This window comes from Mesorhizobium sp. M0184 (genome assembly GCF_040322215.1).
In the GTDB taxonomy this organism is placed as follows: domain Bacteria; phylum Pseudomonadota; class Alphaproteobacteria; order Rhizobiales; family Rhizobiaceae; genus Mesorhizobium.
This window is the reverse complement of record NZ_JAMYSZ010000005.1, coordinates 258,212-272,216: the sequence shown is the minus strand read 5'-3', so window position 1 is coordinate 272,216 and position 14,005 is coordinate 258,212. Positions and strand designations below refer to the sequence as shown.

12 protein-coding genes, 1 pseudogene and 1 riboswitch are annotated in these 14,005 nt (G+C 63.3%); of the genes and pseudogenes, 10 read left to right on the top strand and 3 right to left on the bottom strand.

Annotation, left to right across the window (positions count from 1 at the left end; genetic code table 11):
- The 5 genes and pseudogenes from NKJ23_RS09605 to NKJ23_RS09585 form a co-directional block, all read left to right on the top strand.
- Window positions 1-87 (top strand): annotated as a pseudogene (locus tag NKJ23_RS09605) (S-(hydroxymethyl)glutathione synthase); the annotation flags it as partial.
- A 66-nt stretch (window positions 88-153) separates the two neighbouring features.
- Window positions 154-621, top strand: coding sequence for a YaiI/YqxD family protein (locus NKJ23_RS09600; protein WP_352454435.1), 468 nt, complete (start codon window positions 154-156; stop codon window positions 619-621).
- A 5-nt stretch (window positions 622-626) separates the two neighbouring features.
- Entirely contained in the window at window positions 627-1,304 is a 678-nt protein-coding gene (locus tag NKJ23_RS09595) for a DUF1345 domain-containing protein (protein ID WP_352680145.1), read from the top strand.
- Between the two features lie 104 nt (window positions 1,305-1,408).
- Window positions 1,409-2,290, top strand: coding sequence for a cytochrome b/b6 domain-containing protein (locus NKJ23_RS09590; protein ID WP_352680144.1), 882 nt, complete (start codon window positions 1,409-1,411; stop codon window positions 2,288-2,290).
- A gap of 1 nt (window position 2,291) precedes the next feature.
- A complete protein-coding gene (locus NKJ23_RS09585; protein WP_352680143.1) occupies window positions 2,292-3,101 on the top strand; it encodes a molybdopterin-binding protein in 810 nt (269 codons plus the stop codon).
- A 23-nt stretch (window positions 3,102-3,124) separates the two neighbouring features.
- On the opposite strand, the gene NKJ23_RS09580 is transcribed toward NKJ23_RS09585, so the two are convergent.
- Complete coding sequence (locus NKJ23_RS09580) at window positions 3,125-3,727, bottom strand: DUF3011 domain-containing protein (RefSeq protein ID WP_352680142.1); 603 nt, start codon at window positions 3,725-3,727, stop codon at window positions 3,125-3,127.
- Window positions 3,728-3,825: 98 nt separating this feature from the next.
- On the opposite strand from NKJ23_RS09580, the gene NKJ23_RS09575 reads away from it, so the two are divergent.
- Entirely contained in the window at window positions 3,826-4,641 is an 816-nt protein-coding gene (locus NKJ23_RS09575; protein WP_352680141.1) for a transporter substrate-binding domain-containing protein, read from the top strand.
- Window positions 4,642-4,653: 12 nt separating this feature from the next.
- On the opposite strand, the gene NKJ23_RS09570 is transcribed toward NKJ23_RS09575, so the two are convergent.
- On the bottom strand, window positions 4,654-5,652 hold the full coding sequence (locus NKJ23_RS09570) for a hypothetical protein (RefSeq protein WP_352680140.1): 999 nt from the start codon (window positions 5,650-5,652) through the stop codon (window positions 4,654-4,656).
- Window positions 5,653-5,856: 204 nt separating this feature from the next.
- Window positions 5,857-5,943, top strand: a riboswitch (glycine riboswitch).
- A 148-nt stretch (window positions 5,944-6,091) separates the two neighbouring features.
- On the opposite strand from NKJ23_RS09570, the gene gcvT reads away from it, so the two are divergent.
- The 3 genes from gcvT to gcvP are packed head-to-tail and all read left to right on the top strand — an operon-like array spanning window position 6,092 to window position 10,411.
- On the top strand, window positions 6,092-7,210 hold the full coding sequence (gene gcvT / locus NKJ23_RS09565) for a glycine cleavage system aminomethyltransferase GcvT (RefSeq protein WP_352680139.1): 1,119 nt from the start codon (window positions 6,092-6,094) through the stop codon (window positions 7,208-7,210).
- Window positions 7,211-7,215: 5 nt separating this feature from the next.
- Window positions 7,216-7,584 carry a glycine cleavage system protein GcvH gene (gene gcvH / locus NKJ23_RS09560; protein ID WP_352473895.1) on the top strand — a complete coding sequence of 123 codons (369 nt, stop codon included), beginning with the start codon at window positions 7,216-7,218 and terminating at the stop codon, window positions 7,582-7,584.
- A gap of 16 nt (window positions 7,585-7,600) precedes the next feature.
- A complete protein-coding gene (gcvP, locus tag NKJ23_RS09555; RefSeq protein ID WP_352680138.1) occupies window positions 7,601-10,411 on the top strand; it encodes an aminomethyl-transferring glycine dehydrogenase in 2,811 nt (936 codons plus the stop codon).
- A gap of 71 nt (window positions 10,412-10,482) precedes the next feature.
- Here the strand turns inward: gcvP and NKJ23_RS09550 are convergent, their stop codons facing one another.
- Window positions 10,483-11,652, bottom strand: coding sequence for a GGDEF domain-containing protein (locus tag NKJ23_RS09550; protein WP_352680137.1), 1,170 nt, complete (start codon window positions 11,650-11,652; stop codon window positions 10,483-10,485).
- A 274-nt stretch (window positions 11,653-11,926) separates the two neighbouring features.
- On the opposite strand from NKJ23_RS09550, the gene parE reads away from it, so the two are divergent.
- On the top strand, window positions 11,927-13,978 hold the full coding sequence (gene parE, locus NKJ23_RS09545) for a DNA topoisomerase IV subunit B (protein WP_352451346.1): 2,052 nt from the start codon (window positions 11,927-11,929) through the stop codon (window positions 13,976-13,978).
- Window positions 13,979-14,005: the final 27 nt, after the last annotated feature.

Genomic DNA, 14,005 nt, shown 5'->3' with positions numbered 1-14,005 from the left:
CTCGAACCTTATGATTGCCTCAATCCAGGACTGATGGACTATATCGCCACCTGGACGGCCAAGAGGTCCGGCGCGTTGCCGGCCTAGTAGCCGCTCGACTATCATCGATCGAGCCGGGCGACGCCGCCCGGCTCTTTCACATTTGGAACAACGATGCCCGCACCTGCTATTCTCGTCGATGCCGACGCTTGCCCGGTGAAGGCCGAGGTCGAAAAAGTCGCCGAGCGGCACGGCATCGTCGTCACCTTCGTCTCCAATGGCGGCTTGCGTCCGTCGCGCGATCCGATGATCCGCAATGTCGTCGTCTCCAAGGGCGCCGATGCCGCCGACGACTGGATCGTCGAAAATGCCCGGTCCAACGACATTGTGGTGACCGCCGATATCCCGCTTGCCGCGCGCGCTGTAGCGCTTGGCGCCCACGTACTTGGTCCGACCGGACGCCCGTTTACGCCCGAGACGATCGGCATGGCGGTGGCAATGCGCGATCTCAAGCAGCATCTGCGCGAGACCGGCGAAAGCAAGGGCTACAATTCGAGCTTCGCGCCGCAGGATCGCTCGCGGTTCCTAGGCGAGCTTGACCGCATCCTACGGCGAGCGCTGAAATCCGCGTCAGCGGACTGAAGGCCATGGCGACCGGTACCCCGACCAAGATGCCCATGCGACGCCACACGCCGTTCGCGGTGTCGGCCTGCATCGGCGTGGCAGCCTTTGGCGCCGCGCTGATCTGGCGTGCGCCGCTTGCCTATTGGATCGGCGCCAATGTGTTCTTTGCCGCCTATCTCGTTCTTGTCATCGCCCACATGCCGCGGCTTACCGGCAGCTATCTGCGCAAGAATGCAGGCGACACGGACCTGCCGGTACTGGCCATCTTCGCGGTCACGCTGATTGTCGTCGCTATTGCCATCATTTCGTTGTTTCAATTGATCAACAGGGAGAAGAGCGCGGACACCGTCGAGCTTACGGTGGCGCTGCTGTCTATCCCGCTTGGCTGGTTGACCATCCATGCCATGGCCGCACTTCACTACGCGCATATCTACTGGTTGGATGGCGATGCGATGGATGGCGACACAAAAAAGAAAATTCCGGTCGGCGGCCTCGACTTCCCGGGCGGCAAGCGGCCGGAAGGCTCGGATTTCCTCTATTTCGCCACGGTGATCGGCATGACGGCGCAAACCGCCGACACCAACATCACGACCTCGCAAATGCGCCGTGTCGTGCTTGTGCATTCGATCCTGTCGTTCTTCTTCAACACGGTCATCGTGGCAGCCGCGGTCAACCTCGCCGTCAGCCTCGGCAGTCCGTAATAAATCCGTGATCGGGTGAAACATCGCTTAGGCTGGCGACGTATTGGGAGGAGAAGAGATCTGATAGGCCATGCGGAACCGCTTGGCAGGGAGGCACGGAAAATATGGAATCAGTTGCCAGAGGCGAAGCCAGCACCGAGGCAGATAGCGCTGCTTCGACGGATGCGACGCTGATCTATCGCCAGTCGCGCTGGACGCGGCTGACGCATTGGCTGTGGGCGATCGCGCTGTTCTTCATGCTGCTTTCCGGCCTGCAGATCTTCAACGCCCGCCCGCAGCTCTATATCGGCAAGGAGTCGGGTTTTGGCTATAACAACACCGTCTTCGCCATTGGCGCCGAGAATACGGCGACTGGCCCGCGCGGCTATACCGAAATCTTCGGCAAGCGCTTCGATACCACTGGCGTGCTCGGCTGGTCGGGTCCGGCCGGCCAGGAGACCTCCCGTGCCTTCCCGTCCTGGGCGACGATCCCTTCCTATTACGATCTCGGCACCGCGCGCGTCGTTCATTTCTTCTTTGCCTGGGTGCTGACCACCACGCTGCTGGTCTGGCTGGTCGCCAGCCTGATCAACGGCCATTTGCGCCGCGATCTTGCCCCGCGCCTCGATGATTTCAGGCGCCTGCCGCGAGACATTGTCGAGCACGCCAAGCTCAGGTTCCATCACACGCGCGACTACAACACGCTGCAGAAGATGGCCTATGGCGGCGTGCTGTTCGTGCTGCTGCCGCTGATGATCATCACCGGCCTTGCCATGTCGCCGAGCATGGATTCGGTGCTGCCGTTCCTGATTGATCTGCTCGGCGGCCGACAGACGGCGCGCACCATTCATTTCACGGTGATGCTGCTGCTCGTCGCCTTCTTCATTATCCACATCCTGATGATCCTGGCCGCCGGCCCAATCAACGAGCTGCGCTCCATCATCACCGGGTGGTACCGAACCGACCCGCCGGCGCATGGCGACAAAGCGCCAGAGAGGAGTGCCTGACATGGCGAAATTCGAGATCAGCCCCAAGCTACAGATAAGCCGAAGAAAGTTCCTGACCTCGGCCAGCCTCGGCCTTTCCGGCATCATGCTGTCGGGCTGCGACGCCTTCGACAGCCAGCTTGGCGTCGGCGACAGCCTGCGCAGCTTCCTCGAAAGCGCTAATGGCCTGACCTGGCGGGCGCAGCGACTGCTTGCCGGCGCTGATGCGCTGGCGCCGGAGTTCACCGAGGCCGACATTCGCCAGCCGCAGCGGCCGAACGGCGTCACCGCGCCCGACGACGATTTCTATAAGGGCCTGCTCGCCAGCGATTTCGCCGACTGGCGGCTCGAGGTTTCAGGCCTGGTCGAAAAGCCGCTGTCGCTGAGCCGCGAGCAGCTGATGAACATGCCGAGCCGCACCCAGATCACCCGCCACGACTGCGTCGAAGGCTGGAGCTGCATTGCCAAATGGACCGGCACGCCGCTGTCGCTGGTGCTCGACCAGGCTGTGGTCAAGCCGCAGGCGCGCTACGTCATGTTCCACTGCCTCGACACGATCGACCGCAGCCTGGCCGGCGACATCAAATATTACGGCTCGATCGACCTGGTCGATGCCCGCCATCCGCAGACGATCCTTGCCTATGGCCTCAACGGCAAGCCATTGCCGGTCGAGAACGGCGCGCCGCTGCGCGTCCGCGTCGAGCGCCAGCTCGGCTACAAGATGCCGAAATACCTCTACAAGATCGAGCTGGTCGACGGCTTCGCCAATCTCGGCGGCGGCAGAGGCGGCTATTGGGAGGACAATGGCTACGACTGGTACGGCGGCATCTGACCGAAACCTGACCCAAGCTTCATCTAACTGTCGTCGTCGCTGTCGTCGCCGTCGCTGCGCAGGGCCGGGTTCAGGTCAGGATTATCGTCAGGGGTGACAAGCTTGCCCAGCCCGTGCGGTCCCTGGTAGTTGCCGTGGGTATCGAAGTTGGGGTTGCCCTGATTGTCGAATTGCGGCGTCGGATCGATCGATTGGTCGTAACGGCGCGGGCGCGGCTTCGGATAGTAATTATCGGAATGATGGCGATGCGAATTGCCGTTGTCGAGAATGGCGCCTACCACGCCGCCGACGATAATGGCTGCGGCGACGTCGCCAGCAGAGGGATTGCGGTTGGGGCCGGCGACTGCGAATTCGGCCGAGCAACCATTGTCGACCCAGATGCCGCCGCCGTCATAGCCCCAGCTTCTACCGTATACGCAACGCGCCTTCGACAGACGGGAGGTCAACTGCACGCCGCGGCGCGTATCGACCCCGCAATAGGAATAGCGGTAGTCGGCGCTGGAGCAGACCACGCGTTTTGCCCCCGCAGCCTGCGCTGCCGCCGGCAGCAGCGAAAGCTTCGCTGGATTGCCCAGGATGCAAACCAGGAACATCATCGAACCGGTAACCGCCATCCGTGCCGACATCGCAACTCTCCATCAGGGTCCGCTATCGACAGAATGGCACCTCTGTGTAAATCTGACAACCGGACGGGCTCAGCGAGGTTATATTAATGCGCGCTAAGATGATCGCCACAACTATACTTGCCCTTTCTGCCTGGTTGGCTTTGTCGCTGCTGCCAGCCCGGGCGGACGACAGCCTCAAGCGCATCATCGACCAGAAGACACTGACGATCGGCGTGGCGCTCAACCCGCCATGGATCCTCAAGAAGGCCGACGGCAAGTTCGCCGGCTATGATGTCGACCTGACCAGTGCGCTGGCGTCTGATCTCGGCGTCGACCTGAAGCTGGTCGAGGTGCCCTGGAACGACCTCAAGACAAGACTGCTCAAGGGTGATTTCGACATGATCGCGGCGGGCTACGCCAGCACGCCGGAACGCGCACGCGAGGTGGTATTCTCCAACCAGACCGGCACCGCCGATATCCGCATGGTTGCGACGATCGCCAGCCTTGGGAAAAAGCCGGGAAAGGCAGTGGCGGCGCCGGGATACAAGATCGCCGTGCTGTCCAATTCCACCGATCAAGCCGCCGCGAAGGAAGCTTTTCCCAAGGCGACCATCCTGTCTTTCGACAATACCTCAGATGTTTTCGCCGCGATCATCGGCGGCGACGCACAGGCGATGGTCGCGACGTCGCCGACGCCGCAGATGGCCGCCAGGCTCTATGACGCGAAGTTGACGATGGTGGGCGGCCCGCTGTTGCGGACGCCGGAAGCGTTTGCGATGCGCCCGGACGATGTCCGCCTCATCCAATACGTCAACAACTGGATCGGCGCGCGCACCGCCGACGGCACCATAGGCGGCGTGCGCCGCTACTGGTTCGGCAGCTTCAAATGGATGTCGCGCTTCGAGACAGCTAAGTCCGAGCCCGCCAAGCAATAGGGTCGCGACCTGTTACGCAACCTTGTCGATCAGCGGCTTCAGCGCCGGGTGGATTTCCGGCGAGGCGTGCTTGATCAGCGTCAGCAGCGCACGCTCGTTCTCCTGCAGCGGCCGGTCGCCGATGTGTTCAGCAAGCCACTTCGCCTCGCCGGCATCGACCGTCTCGGCGCGGCGGGCCAGAGCCTCGGCTGCCTTGTTCTTGGACTCCCACTCGGCTTCGATATCGCCGGGTGAGCGATAGGCTTCCATGATGCCGGACAGGCCGCCCGATACCATGCGGCTGAAGAACCCGCCGATCTCCGGATCGGCCTGTTCGAAGAAGGAATCCCGGCGCAGCGCCACGTCGCGCACCGGCGGTTCGTAGCCGGCCGAACACATGACGAAATTGGCGATCGCCTTGACGAACAGATCGTTCCACGACGGATCGTTGTCGGCCGCCGCTGTCCGCTCGTTGATCTTGAACAGCACCTCGGCCTCGGCGCGGCTGATGGCGATGTTGCCATCGCCGCCGTAGGCGTAAAGAATGCGGCGCAACAGCTCGACCTCAGCCTTGGCAATCGACCCAGGGATAAGCCTGCCGCCGGTCATCAGCGGCCCCTTGCCGTGCACGACCGCATGAGCGACCTGCTCCAGCGCATAGCTGGAAAGCGTGCTCGGCGATGATTTGGCAACTTCCAGCACATGCACCAGCAGCTCGAGTTCGGTCTGGCTGTCGACCATGCCGTCGCGCGAAATCGTCCGGATCAGCCAGTCGGCATTGTCCTGCGAAACATAGCCCGCCGGCTTTTCCTGGTGGACGATGAAATCGGTGACGGCCTCGACGAAAAACTCAAGCCATTCTGCGCATTTGTCCCTCGCCGTTGCATCCAGCGCGAACAGCGCCTCGGCCTCGCCGCGCGTTACCACGCCGTCGCCGAACACTTCGCCGCGCAGCATGATCACGTCTTCCGCCGTGATCCGATTTTTCGAGGTCAGCCCGGCCACCGGCGCGCTCATGATCAATTCGCCCATTTTCTTCCCCGCCCGCCGCCGGTAATTGCCGGCCCTTATGCGGTATATCGGCAAGGTCTTGAGAAACCGGCAAGCGGCGTGGTTAGCGAAGGCTTGCCTGTAAAGAAGGCCCGCAGAAGACTTGGCAGTAAAAATGTCGCCGGCAGGTGACAAGGTGTCGTCCACGGGCTATGGATGACGAGTCGAGGGCTCCTGACCGAGTCCTACCTGTTTGCGGGAGAGAGCAGCGAGAGCTGCCGCCGAAGGGGAAATCGCCCGAAATCTCTCAGGCAAAAGAACCGTAGACGGGAAAGACACTCTGGAAAGTCGGGGCTGGCCCCCGCGCCGAAGGTGTAAGCGCTGCCGACAGAGTTACGGGGCGCGAGTCTCTCAGGCTTCAGACAGAGGGGCACGGACTGGTCGCCATTCGCGGCCGCTTGCGTGCGACTCTGGAGATGACATGACGGGCGACGACACCAAACACCTTCCCCTCGAAGATCTGCATATGGCAGCCGGTGCGCGCTTTGGCGCCTTCGCCGGCTGGTCGATGCCGCTGACCTATCCGGCCGGCGTGATGAAGGAGCACCTGCACAGCCGCGAGCGTGCCGGCCTGTTCGACATCTCGCACATGAAGCTGTTCGAAATCAGCGGCCTGGGGGCAGCAGCGCTTCTGAACCGCGCCTGCCCGTTCGATGCCGGCGCGCTTGAGATTTCCCAGTCCAAATACACGTTCTTCCTCAATGAGGCGGCCGGCATTCTGGACGATCTGATCGTCACCAGGCTCGGCGCCGAGCGCTTCATGATGGTCGCCAATGCCGGCAACGCCGCCGCCGACGAAAAGCATCTGCGCGCACTGGCCAAAAATTTCGATGCAGAGGGCGATTTCGATGTAAAAGTGGATGCGCTCGACCGCGTCTTCTTGGCCATACAGGGCCCCGAGGCGTGGGCTGCCCTTTCCCGCGCCGGCATCGAGACCGGTTCGCTGGTGTTCATGCACGGCATCGAACCGCGCGAGAAATGGTTCATGAGCCGGTCCGGCTATACCGGCGAAGACGGCTTCGAGATCGGCCTGCCGGAAGCGGATGCAAGAAACCTCGTCGCCAGGCTGCTCGAGGACGAGCGGGTGATGTGGGTCGGCCTTGCCGCCCGCGACAGCCTGCGGCTCGAAGCCGGACTGTGCCTGCACGGGCTGGACATCACGCCGGAGATCGATCCGGCCAGCGCCGGGCTGATGTGGGCCATCCCCAAGGAGGTTCGCGCCTCTGGCGCCTTCATCGGCGCCGATGCGCTGCGCGCCATCCTGGAGCGCGGTCCGGCGCAAAAACGCGTCGGCCTGAAGCCGGAAGGCCGCCAGCCGGTGCGCGCCGGTGCTGCCCTTTTCGATGCTGACGGCAACCCTGCCGGCCATGTCACCTCAGGCGGCTTCGGCCCCTCGGCCGGTCATCCGGTCGCCATGGGCTACGTCCAGACGCCGCTTGCCAAATCCGGCGCAAAACTGTTCGCCGATGTCCGCGGGACGAAAATCCCGGTCGACATCCACCCCTTGCCCTTCACGCCCCATCGCTACCGCAAAGGATGATTTCAATGGCAAAGACCTATTTCACCGAAGATCACGAATGGCTGCGCGTCGAGGGCGGCATCGCCACGGTCGGCATCACCGACTACGCACAGCAGCAGCTCGGCGACCTCGTCTTCGTCGAGCTGCCGGAATTGGGCAGAAAACTGGCCAAGGGCGACACCGCCGTGGTGGTCGAATCGGTCAAGGCCGCATCGGATGTCTACGCGCCGGTCGACGGCGAGATCACCGAGGCCAACACCTCGCTGTCATCGGATCCTTCACTCGTCAATTCGGCGGCAACCGGCGACGGCTGGTTGTGGAAGATGAAGCTGGCCAATGAGCGCCAACTCGACGGACTCCTCGATGAAGCCGCTTACAAAGCCCATATTGGTTGATAGCAGGACCAGGAAGATGACCGCAGCACCCTACCCCTTCTCGGCTCGCCATATTGGCCCGGGCCTCCATGACGTCAGAGCCATGCTGGCGACGATCGGCGTTCCTTCGGTCGAGACCCTGATCAGCCAGGCAGTGCCGAAGTCGATCCGGCTCGACCGGCCGCTGGCCCTGCCCGCGCCTGCAAGCGAAGCGGAAGCGCTGACCGAGCTCGCGGCGAAGATGGCAAAGAACACGGTGCTGAAGAGCTTCATCGGTGCCGGCTATCATGGCGTCCATGTGCCGCCGGTGATCCAGCGCAACCTGTTCGAGAATCCGGCCTGGTATACCGCTTACACGCCTTACCAAGCCGAGATCAGCCAGGGCCGGCTGGAAATGCTGTTCAACTTCCAGACGCTGGTGACGGAACTGACCGGCCTGCCGGTGGCATCGGCCTCGCTGCTCGACGAGGCGACGGCGGTGGCCGAAGCTGTCGGCATCGCGCTGCGCCATCATCGCGACAAGCGCACCAAGGTGGCACTGGCCGGCACGCCGCACCCGCAGACGCTGGACGTCGTGCGCACCCGTGCCGAGCCGCTCGGCATCGAGGTGGACGGCGAGGTGGTCGACGACAACACCGCCGCCCTGCTGGTCTCCTGGCCCGATACGTTCGGCGTCTACGGCGACCACAAGGCAGCGATCGACAGGGCCCGTGCTGCCGGCGCGCTGGTCGTCTTCATCGCCGACCCGCTTGGCCTGACGCTGACCGATGCGCCGGCCAAGCTTGGCGCCGACATCGCCGTCGGCCCGATGCAACGTTTTGGCGTGCCGATGGGCTTTGGCGGGCCGCACGCCGCCTATTGCGCCGTCTCCGACAGGCTGACGCGGCTGATGCCCGGCCGGCTCGTTGGCCAGTCGACGGATAGCAAGGGCCGTCCTGGTTATCGCCTCGCTTTGCAGACACGCGAACAGCATATCCGCCGCGACAAGGCGACCTCCAACATCTGCACCGCACAGGCGCTGCTCGCCAATATGGCGACGGCCTATGCGATCTGGCATGGCCCTGCCGGGCTGCAGGCGATTGCCGGCCGCATCCACACGCTGGCCAACCGCCTGGCTGCCGGCCTCAAGGCAGCGGGCGTTTCGGTGGTCGGCCACAGCCATTTCGACACGGTGACCGTGAAAGTGAAGGGCAGAGCCGGCGCGATTGCCGCCGCCGCAGAAAAGACCGGCCGGCTGCTGCGCGTCATCGACGCCGACCATGTCGCCATCAGCTTCGACGAGACCTCCACCGAAGCCGATCTGGAGGCAATCGCAGCGCTTTTCGGCGCCAAGGCCGGCGTTGCCGCCGGCAGTTCCATGCCAGGAAAAACGCGCGGCAAGGAGTTCCTGACCCAGCCCGTCTTCCGCGAAAACCACTCGGAAACCGACATGATGCGCTTCCTGCGCCGGCTGGCCGACAAGGACCTGGCGCTCGACCGCGCCATGATCCCGCTCGGCTCCTGCACCATGAAGCTCAACGCCGCCGCCGAAATGATGCCGGTGAGCTGGCCTGATGTCGCCAACCTGCATCCCTTCGCCCCGGCAAACCATTCGACAGGCTATCGCGCCATGATCGACGAGCTGGAAGGCTGGCTGGCGGAGATCACCGGCTTCGACGCGGTGACCCTGCAGCCCAATGCCGGCAGCCAGGGCGAATATGCCGGGCTGCTCGCCATTCGCGGCTATCATCTGTCGCGCGGCGAAGGCCATCGCACCGTCTGCCTGATCCCGTCCTCGGCGCATGGCACCAATCCGGCAAGCGCGGCCATGGCCGGCATGAGCGTCGTCGTCGTGCGCTGCACCGAGGACGGCAATATCGATACGGCCGACCTGCAGGCCAAGGCGGCCGAGCATGCGCACAACCTTGCGGCGCTGATGTTCACCTATCCTTCGACGCATGGCGTCTTCGAAGAAGGCGCGCGCGACCTTTGTGCCCTCGTCCACAGCCATGGCGGCCAGGTCTATTTCGACGGCGCCAACCTCAACGCGCTGGTCGGCCTCGCCCGTCCCGGCGATATCGGCGCCGATGTCTGCCACATGAACCTGCACAAGACCTTCTGCATCCCGCATGGCGGCGGCGGCCCCGGTGTCGGCCCGATCGGCGTCAAGGCGCATCTGAAGCCATATCTGCCCGGCCACGTCACCGAAGGCTCGGCCCATGCCGTGGCGGCGGCACCGTTCGGCAGTGCCTCCATCCTGCCGATCACCTGGATGTATATTCGTATGATGGGCGCTTCCGGCCTGAAGCAGGCGACCGAGACGGCGATCATCTCCGCCAACTATGTGGCGACGCGGCTCGGCGAGCATTTCCCCCTGCTTTACAAAGGGCGCAACGGACGCGTTGCGCATGAATGCATCCTCGACACCCGCGTGTTCAAGGACAGCGCCGGCATCAGCGTCGACGATATCGCCAAGCGGCTGATCGACTATGGCTTCCACGCGCCGACCATGTCGTTCCCGGTGGCCGGCACGCTGATGGTCGAGCCGACCGAGTCCGAGCCCAAGCGCGAGCTGGATCGTTTCTGCGAGGCGATGATCGCCATAGCCGGCGAGGCAGCCAAGGTGGCGAAGGGCGAATGGCCGTTAGCCGACAATCCTCTAGTCAATGCGCCGCACACCGCCGCCGAGGCGTTGGCCGGCCAGTGGACCCATCCCTATTCGCGCCTGGAGGCGGCCTATCCAGCCGGCGATGCCGACACGGCGGCAAAATACTGGCCGCCCGTGTCGCGCATCGACAATGTCGCCGGCGACCGCAACCTCGTCTGCTCGTGCCCGCCGCTGTCGGAATATCTGGGGGCGGCGGAATAGATCATGATCCCGAAAAGTGGAATCCGGTTTTCGGACAAGATCATGGTCTAACAAGAAGATAGAAACCTCAATCAGGCAGAACGCAAGGCCGGCCCGTCGGCCTTGCTCGCCCGATCCCGAAGGACGACGCGATTTCGCCCGGCGCGCTTTGCCGCATAGAGTGCTGCGTCGGCTTCGGCCACCACATCGTCGAGACCGGTGCCGTTTGTTCCACCAAAGCCGATGCCGCCGCTGACTGTGCTTCGCAACGGACCGAGTTGGGTGGCCACGACTTCCGTGCCGAAGGCAACGCTGATCTTGCTCGCAATGTCATAGGCCTTCTCTTCCGTCATCCGCGACATGACGAGCACGAATTCCTCGCCGCCCAACCGGAAGGCGTCGACGCCGGTCCGGGCGTATTTCCTGATGACGGCGGCAAAGCGGCGCAGGACCTGGTCGCCGACCGGGTGACCAAATACGTCGTTCGTCCTCTTGAAATGGTCAAGGTCGAACATGGCGACGGACATGAACGGACCGAAGACCCGCTCGCCGTAGAGTGCCGTCAACGCCCGCCGATTCATCAGCCCGGTCAATGGATCGGTCATCGTCTCGGCCTTCAATTCGATCTGCGCCTGCAAATGGTGCAGGGAGAGCGTCAATGCGCCGAGCCCGGTCATGCAGGCGACGGCCACGACGGAATTCACCCGCTCGGCCCAATTGTCGGGCGCAACACCCAGCACCCATTGGCCCTTGACCAGCAGGACCGCGCCGCAAAGTCCGAACGACAGGGCACAGACGCCGCTCAGGAACGAGACGACCAGCAATATCCGGCGATCGTGACCACCCTCAATCCAGAACATCGCTCCGATGAGCGAGAGCAGCGCCGTTACCGTTGCGTAGGTGACAATAAAGCCGACACCATCAAATCCGAGATACGTCGCGCCTGTGCAAACAGCCATCGCAACCAAGGTCGGCAAGATGGCGCGCCTGTAGTCGCCTATGCCGAGATATTGCATGGCCGACAGGCAGATAATCAGGAAACCGAGGCTGAGAAGCGCAAGCACGATCTGGCAAAGCCAGGCGCTTGGATCCCTGGTGTAATGCCAGAACAACACGACATGTGCGACCAGCACGAGAATGCCGCAGGCCACCGTCAGCACAAAGCGTGCCTGTGGCGCGGTGAACCAGATCGCAAACATGGTGATGCTAAGGCACGTGCCCGACAGCGCCGCCGCGAGCAGGAGCGAACTGTAATCCAACATGCTTAAGCGACAGCCTCTTGAGGGTTCCGCTGCATTCTAGGTCAGCGACAGTCCGCAAATACCGTTTTTTCAGCCAATCTTGCGGCGTAACCTTCGGACAGGGTTTACAAAGCGTCGATGCTCCAGGCTTCGACCCCATTTCCGCCGCTTGGTTGTCGAATGGTTTTGCAGTAAGAGGCCCTATCCTCGAACGTAACAGGAACCTCCGTCGCCTGCCCGCAAAAAGCGTGGCAGTATCGGGTGGTGATTCGCAGCATCGGAATCCAGGACCGGCATGGACGACAATAACGATCTTTTCGCCAAATTGGACAAGCAGCCGCAACCGGCTCGCGCCGCCGCGCGCCCGGCCGACCCGCTGGTGCAGGCGGCGAAGCGGCCGGCGCCCCGCGACGCCAGCGAGAGCTACAGTGCCGCCGATATCGAAGTGCTGGAGGGGCTGGAGCCGGTGCGCCGCCGCCCGGGCATGTACATTGGCGGCACCGACGACAAGGCGATGCACCATCTGTTCGCCGAGGTCATCGACAATTCGATGGACGAGGCGGTCGCCGGCCATGCGACCTTCATCGATGTCGAGCTTTCCGCCGACGGATACCTGTCCGTAACCGACAACGGCCGCGGCATTCCGGTCGATCCGCACCCGAAATTCAAGAAGCCGGCGCTCGAACTCATCATGACGACGCTGCATTCAGGCGGCAAGTTCGACAGCAAGGTTTACGAGACGTCCGGCGGCCTGCACGGTGTGGGCGTTTCCGTGGTCAACGCGCTGTCCGACCATCTCGAGGTCGAGGTCGCGATTGGGCGCAAGCTCTATCGCCAGCGCTTCTCGCGAGGCGTTCCGGTGACCGGCCTGGAGCAGCTCGGCGAGGTGCACAACCGCCGCGGCACGAAGATCCGCTTCCATCCAGACGAGCAGATTTTCGGCAAGGGTGCTGCTTTCGAGCCGGCGCGGCTCTACCGCATGGCGCGGTCAAAGGCCTATCTGTTCGGCGGTGTCGAAATCCGCTGGACCTGCGATCCGTCGCTGATCAAGGAAAAGGACACGACGCCGGCCAAGGCAGAATTCCATTTTCCGGGCGGCCTCAAGGACTATCTGAAAGCCTCGCTCGGCGACGAATTCCAGGTGACCCGTGAAATGTTTGCCGGCAAGAGCGAGAAGCAGGGCGGCCACGGTTCGCTCGAATGGGCGGTGACCTGGTTCGGCGGCGACGGTTTTATCAATTCCTATTGCAACACCATTCCGACCGCCGAAGGCGGCACGCATGAGGCAGGCTTCCGCAACGTCCTGACGCGCGGCTTGCGCGCTTATGCCGACCTGGTCGGCAACAAGCGCGCTTCGATCGTCACTTCCGAGGATGTGATGATCTCGGCGGCGGGCATGCTGTCGGTGTTCATCCGCGAACCGGAATTCGTCGGCCAGACCAAGGACAGGCTGGCGACGATCGAGGCGATCCGCATCGTCGAAAGCGCTATCCGCGACCCGTTCGACCACTGGCTGGCCGACAATCCGCAGGAAGCTTCGAAACTGCTCGAATGGGTGATCGCGCGCGCCGACGAGCGGGTGCGCCGCCGCCAGGAAAAGGAAGTGTCGCGCAAGAGTGCGGTGCGCAAGCTGCGCCTGCCCGGCAAGCTCGCCGACTGCACGCAGAATGCCGCCGCCGGTGCCGAGCTGTTCATCGTCGAGGGCGATTCGGCCGGCGGTTCGGCAAAGCAGGCGCGCGACCGCGCCAGCCAGGCGGTGCTGCCCCTGCGCGGCAAGATCCTCAACGTCGCCAGCGCCGGCAACGACAAGCTTGCCGCCAACCAGCAGATATCCGACCTCATCCAGGCGCTTGGCTGCGGCACGCGCTCGAGATATCGCGACGAGGACCTGCGTTACGACCGGGTCATCATCATGACCGATGCCGACGTCGACGGTGCCCATATCGCCTCGCTGCTGATCACCTTTTTCTACCAGGAGATGCCGAGCCTGGTCCGCGGCGGCCATCTCTATCTGGCGGTGCCGCCGCTTTATTCGATCCGGCAAGGCGGCAAGGTCGCCTATGCCCGCAACGATGCGCACAAGGACGAACTCCTGCGCACCGAATTCACCGGGCGCGGCAAGGTCGAAATCGGCCGCTTCAAGGGGCTGGGCGAAATGATGGCCGCCCAGCTCAAGGAAACCACCATGGACCCGAAAAAGCGCACGCTGCTGCGGGTCGACGTTATCGATGCCGAGGCGGCGACCAAGGATGCGGTCGACGCATTGATGGGGACCAAGCCCGAGGCCCGTTTCCGGTTCATCCAGGAACGCGCGGAATTCGCCGAGACGGAAGTGCTGGATATCTGAGCTCCCGCCGCTAGCTTGGCCTTCTGA

Excerpts from the sequence above, each read along its gene's own strand:
- NKJ23_RS09600 (WP_352454435.1), top strand. The coding sequence starts at position 154 with ATGCCCGCACCTGCTATTCTCGTCGATGCCGACGCTTGCCCGGTGAAG.
- NKJ23_RS09595 (WP_352680145.1), top strand. The coding sequence starts at position 627 with ATGGCGACCGGTACCCCGACCAAGATGCCCATGCGACGCCACACGCCG.
- NKJ23_RS09590 (WP_352680144.1), top strand. The coding sequence starts at position 1,409 with ATGGAATCAGTTGCCAGAGGCGAAGCCAGCACCGAGGCAGATAGCGCT.
- NKJ23_RS09585 (WP_352680143.1), top strand. The coding sequence starts at position 2,292 with ATGGCGAAATTCGAGATCAGCCCCAAGCTACAGATAAGCCGAAGAAAG.
- NKJ23_RS09580 (WP_352680142.1), bottom strand. The coding sequence starts at position 3,727 with ATGTCGGCACGGATGGCGGTTACCGGTTCGATGATGTTCCTGGTTTGC.
- NKJ23_RS09575 (WP_352680141.1), top strand. The coding sequence starts at position 3,826 with ATGATCGCCACAACTATACTTGCCCTTTCTGCCTGGTTGGCTTTGTCG.
- NKJ23_RS09570 (WP_352680140.1), bottom strand. The coding sequence starts at position 5,652 with ATGGGCGAATTGATCATGAGCGCGCCGGTGGCCGGGCTGACCTCGAAA.
- gcvT (WP_352680139.1), top strand. The coding sequence starts at position 6,092 with ATGACGGGCGACGACACCAAACACCTTCCCCTCGAAGATCTGCATATG.
- gcvH (WP_352473895.1), top strand. The coding sequence starts at position 7,216 with ATGGCAAAGACCTATTTCACCGAAGATCACGAATGGCTGCGCGTCGAG.
- gcvP (WP_352680138.1), top strand. The coding sequence starts at position 7,601 with ATGACCGCAGCACCCTACCCCTTCTCGGCTCGCCATATTGGCCCGGGC.
- NKJ23_RS09550 (WP_352680137.1), bottom strand. The coding sequence starts at position 11,652 with ATGTTGGATTACAGTTCGCTCCTGCTCGCGGCGGCGCTGTCGGGCACG.
- parE (WP_352451346.1), top strand. The coding sequence starts at position 11,927 with ATGGACGACAATAACGATCTTTTCGCCAAATTGGACAAGCAGCCGCAA.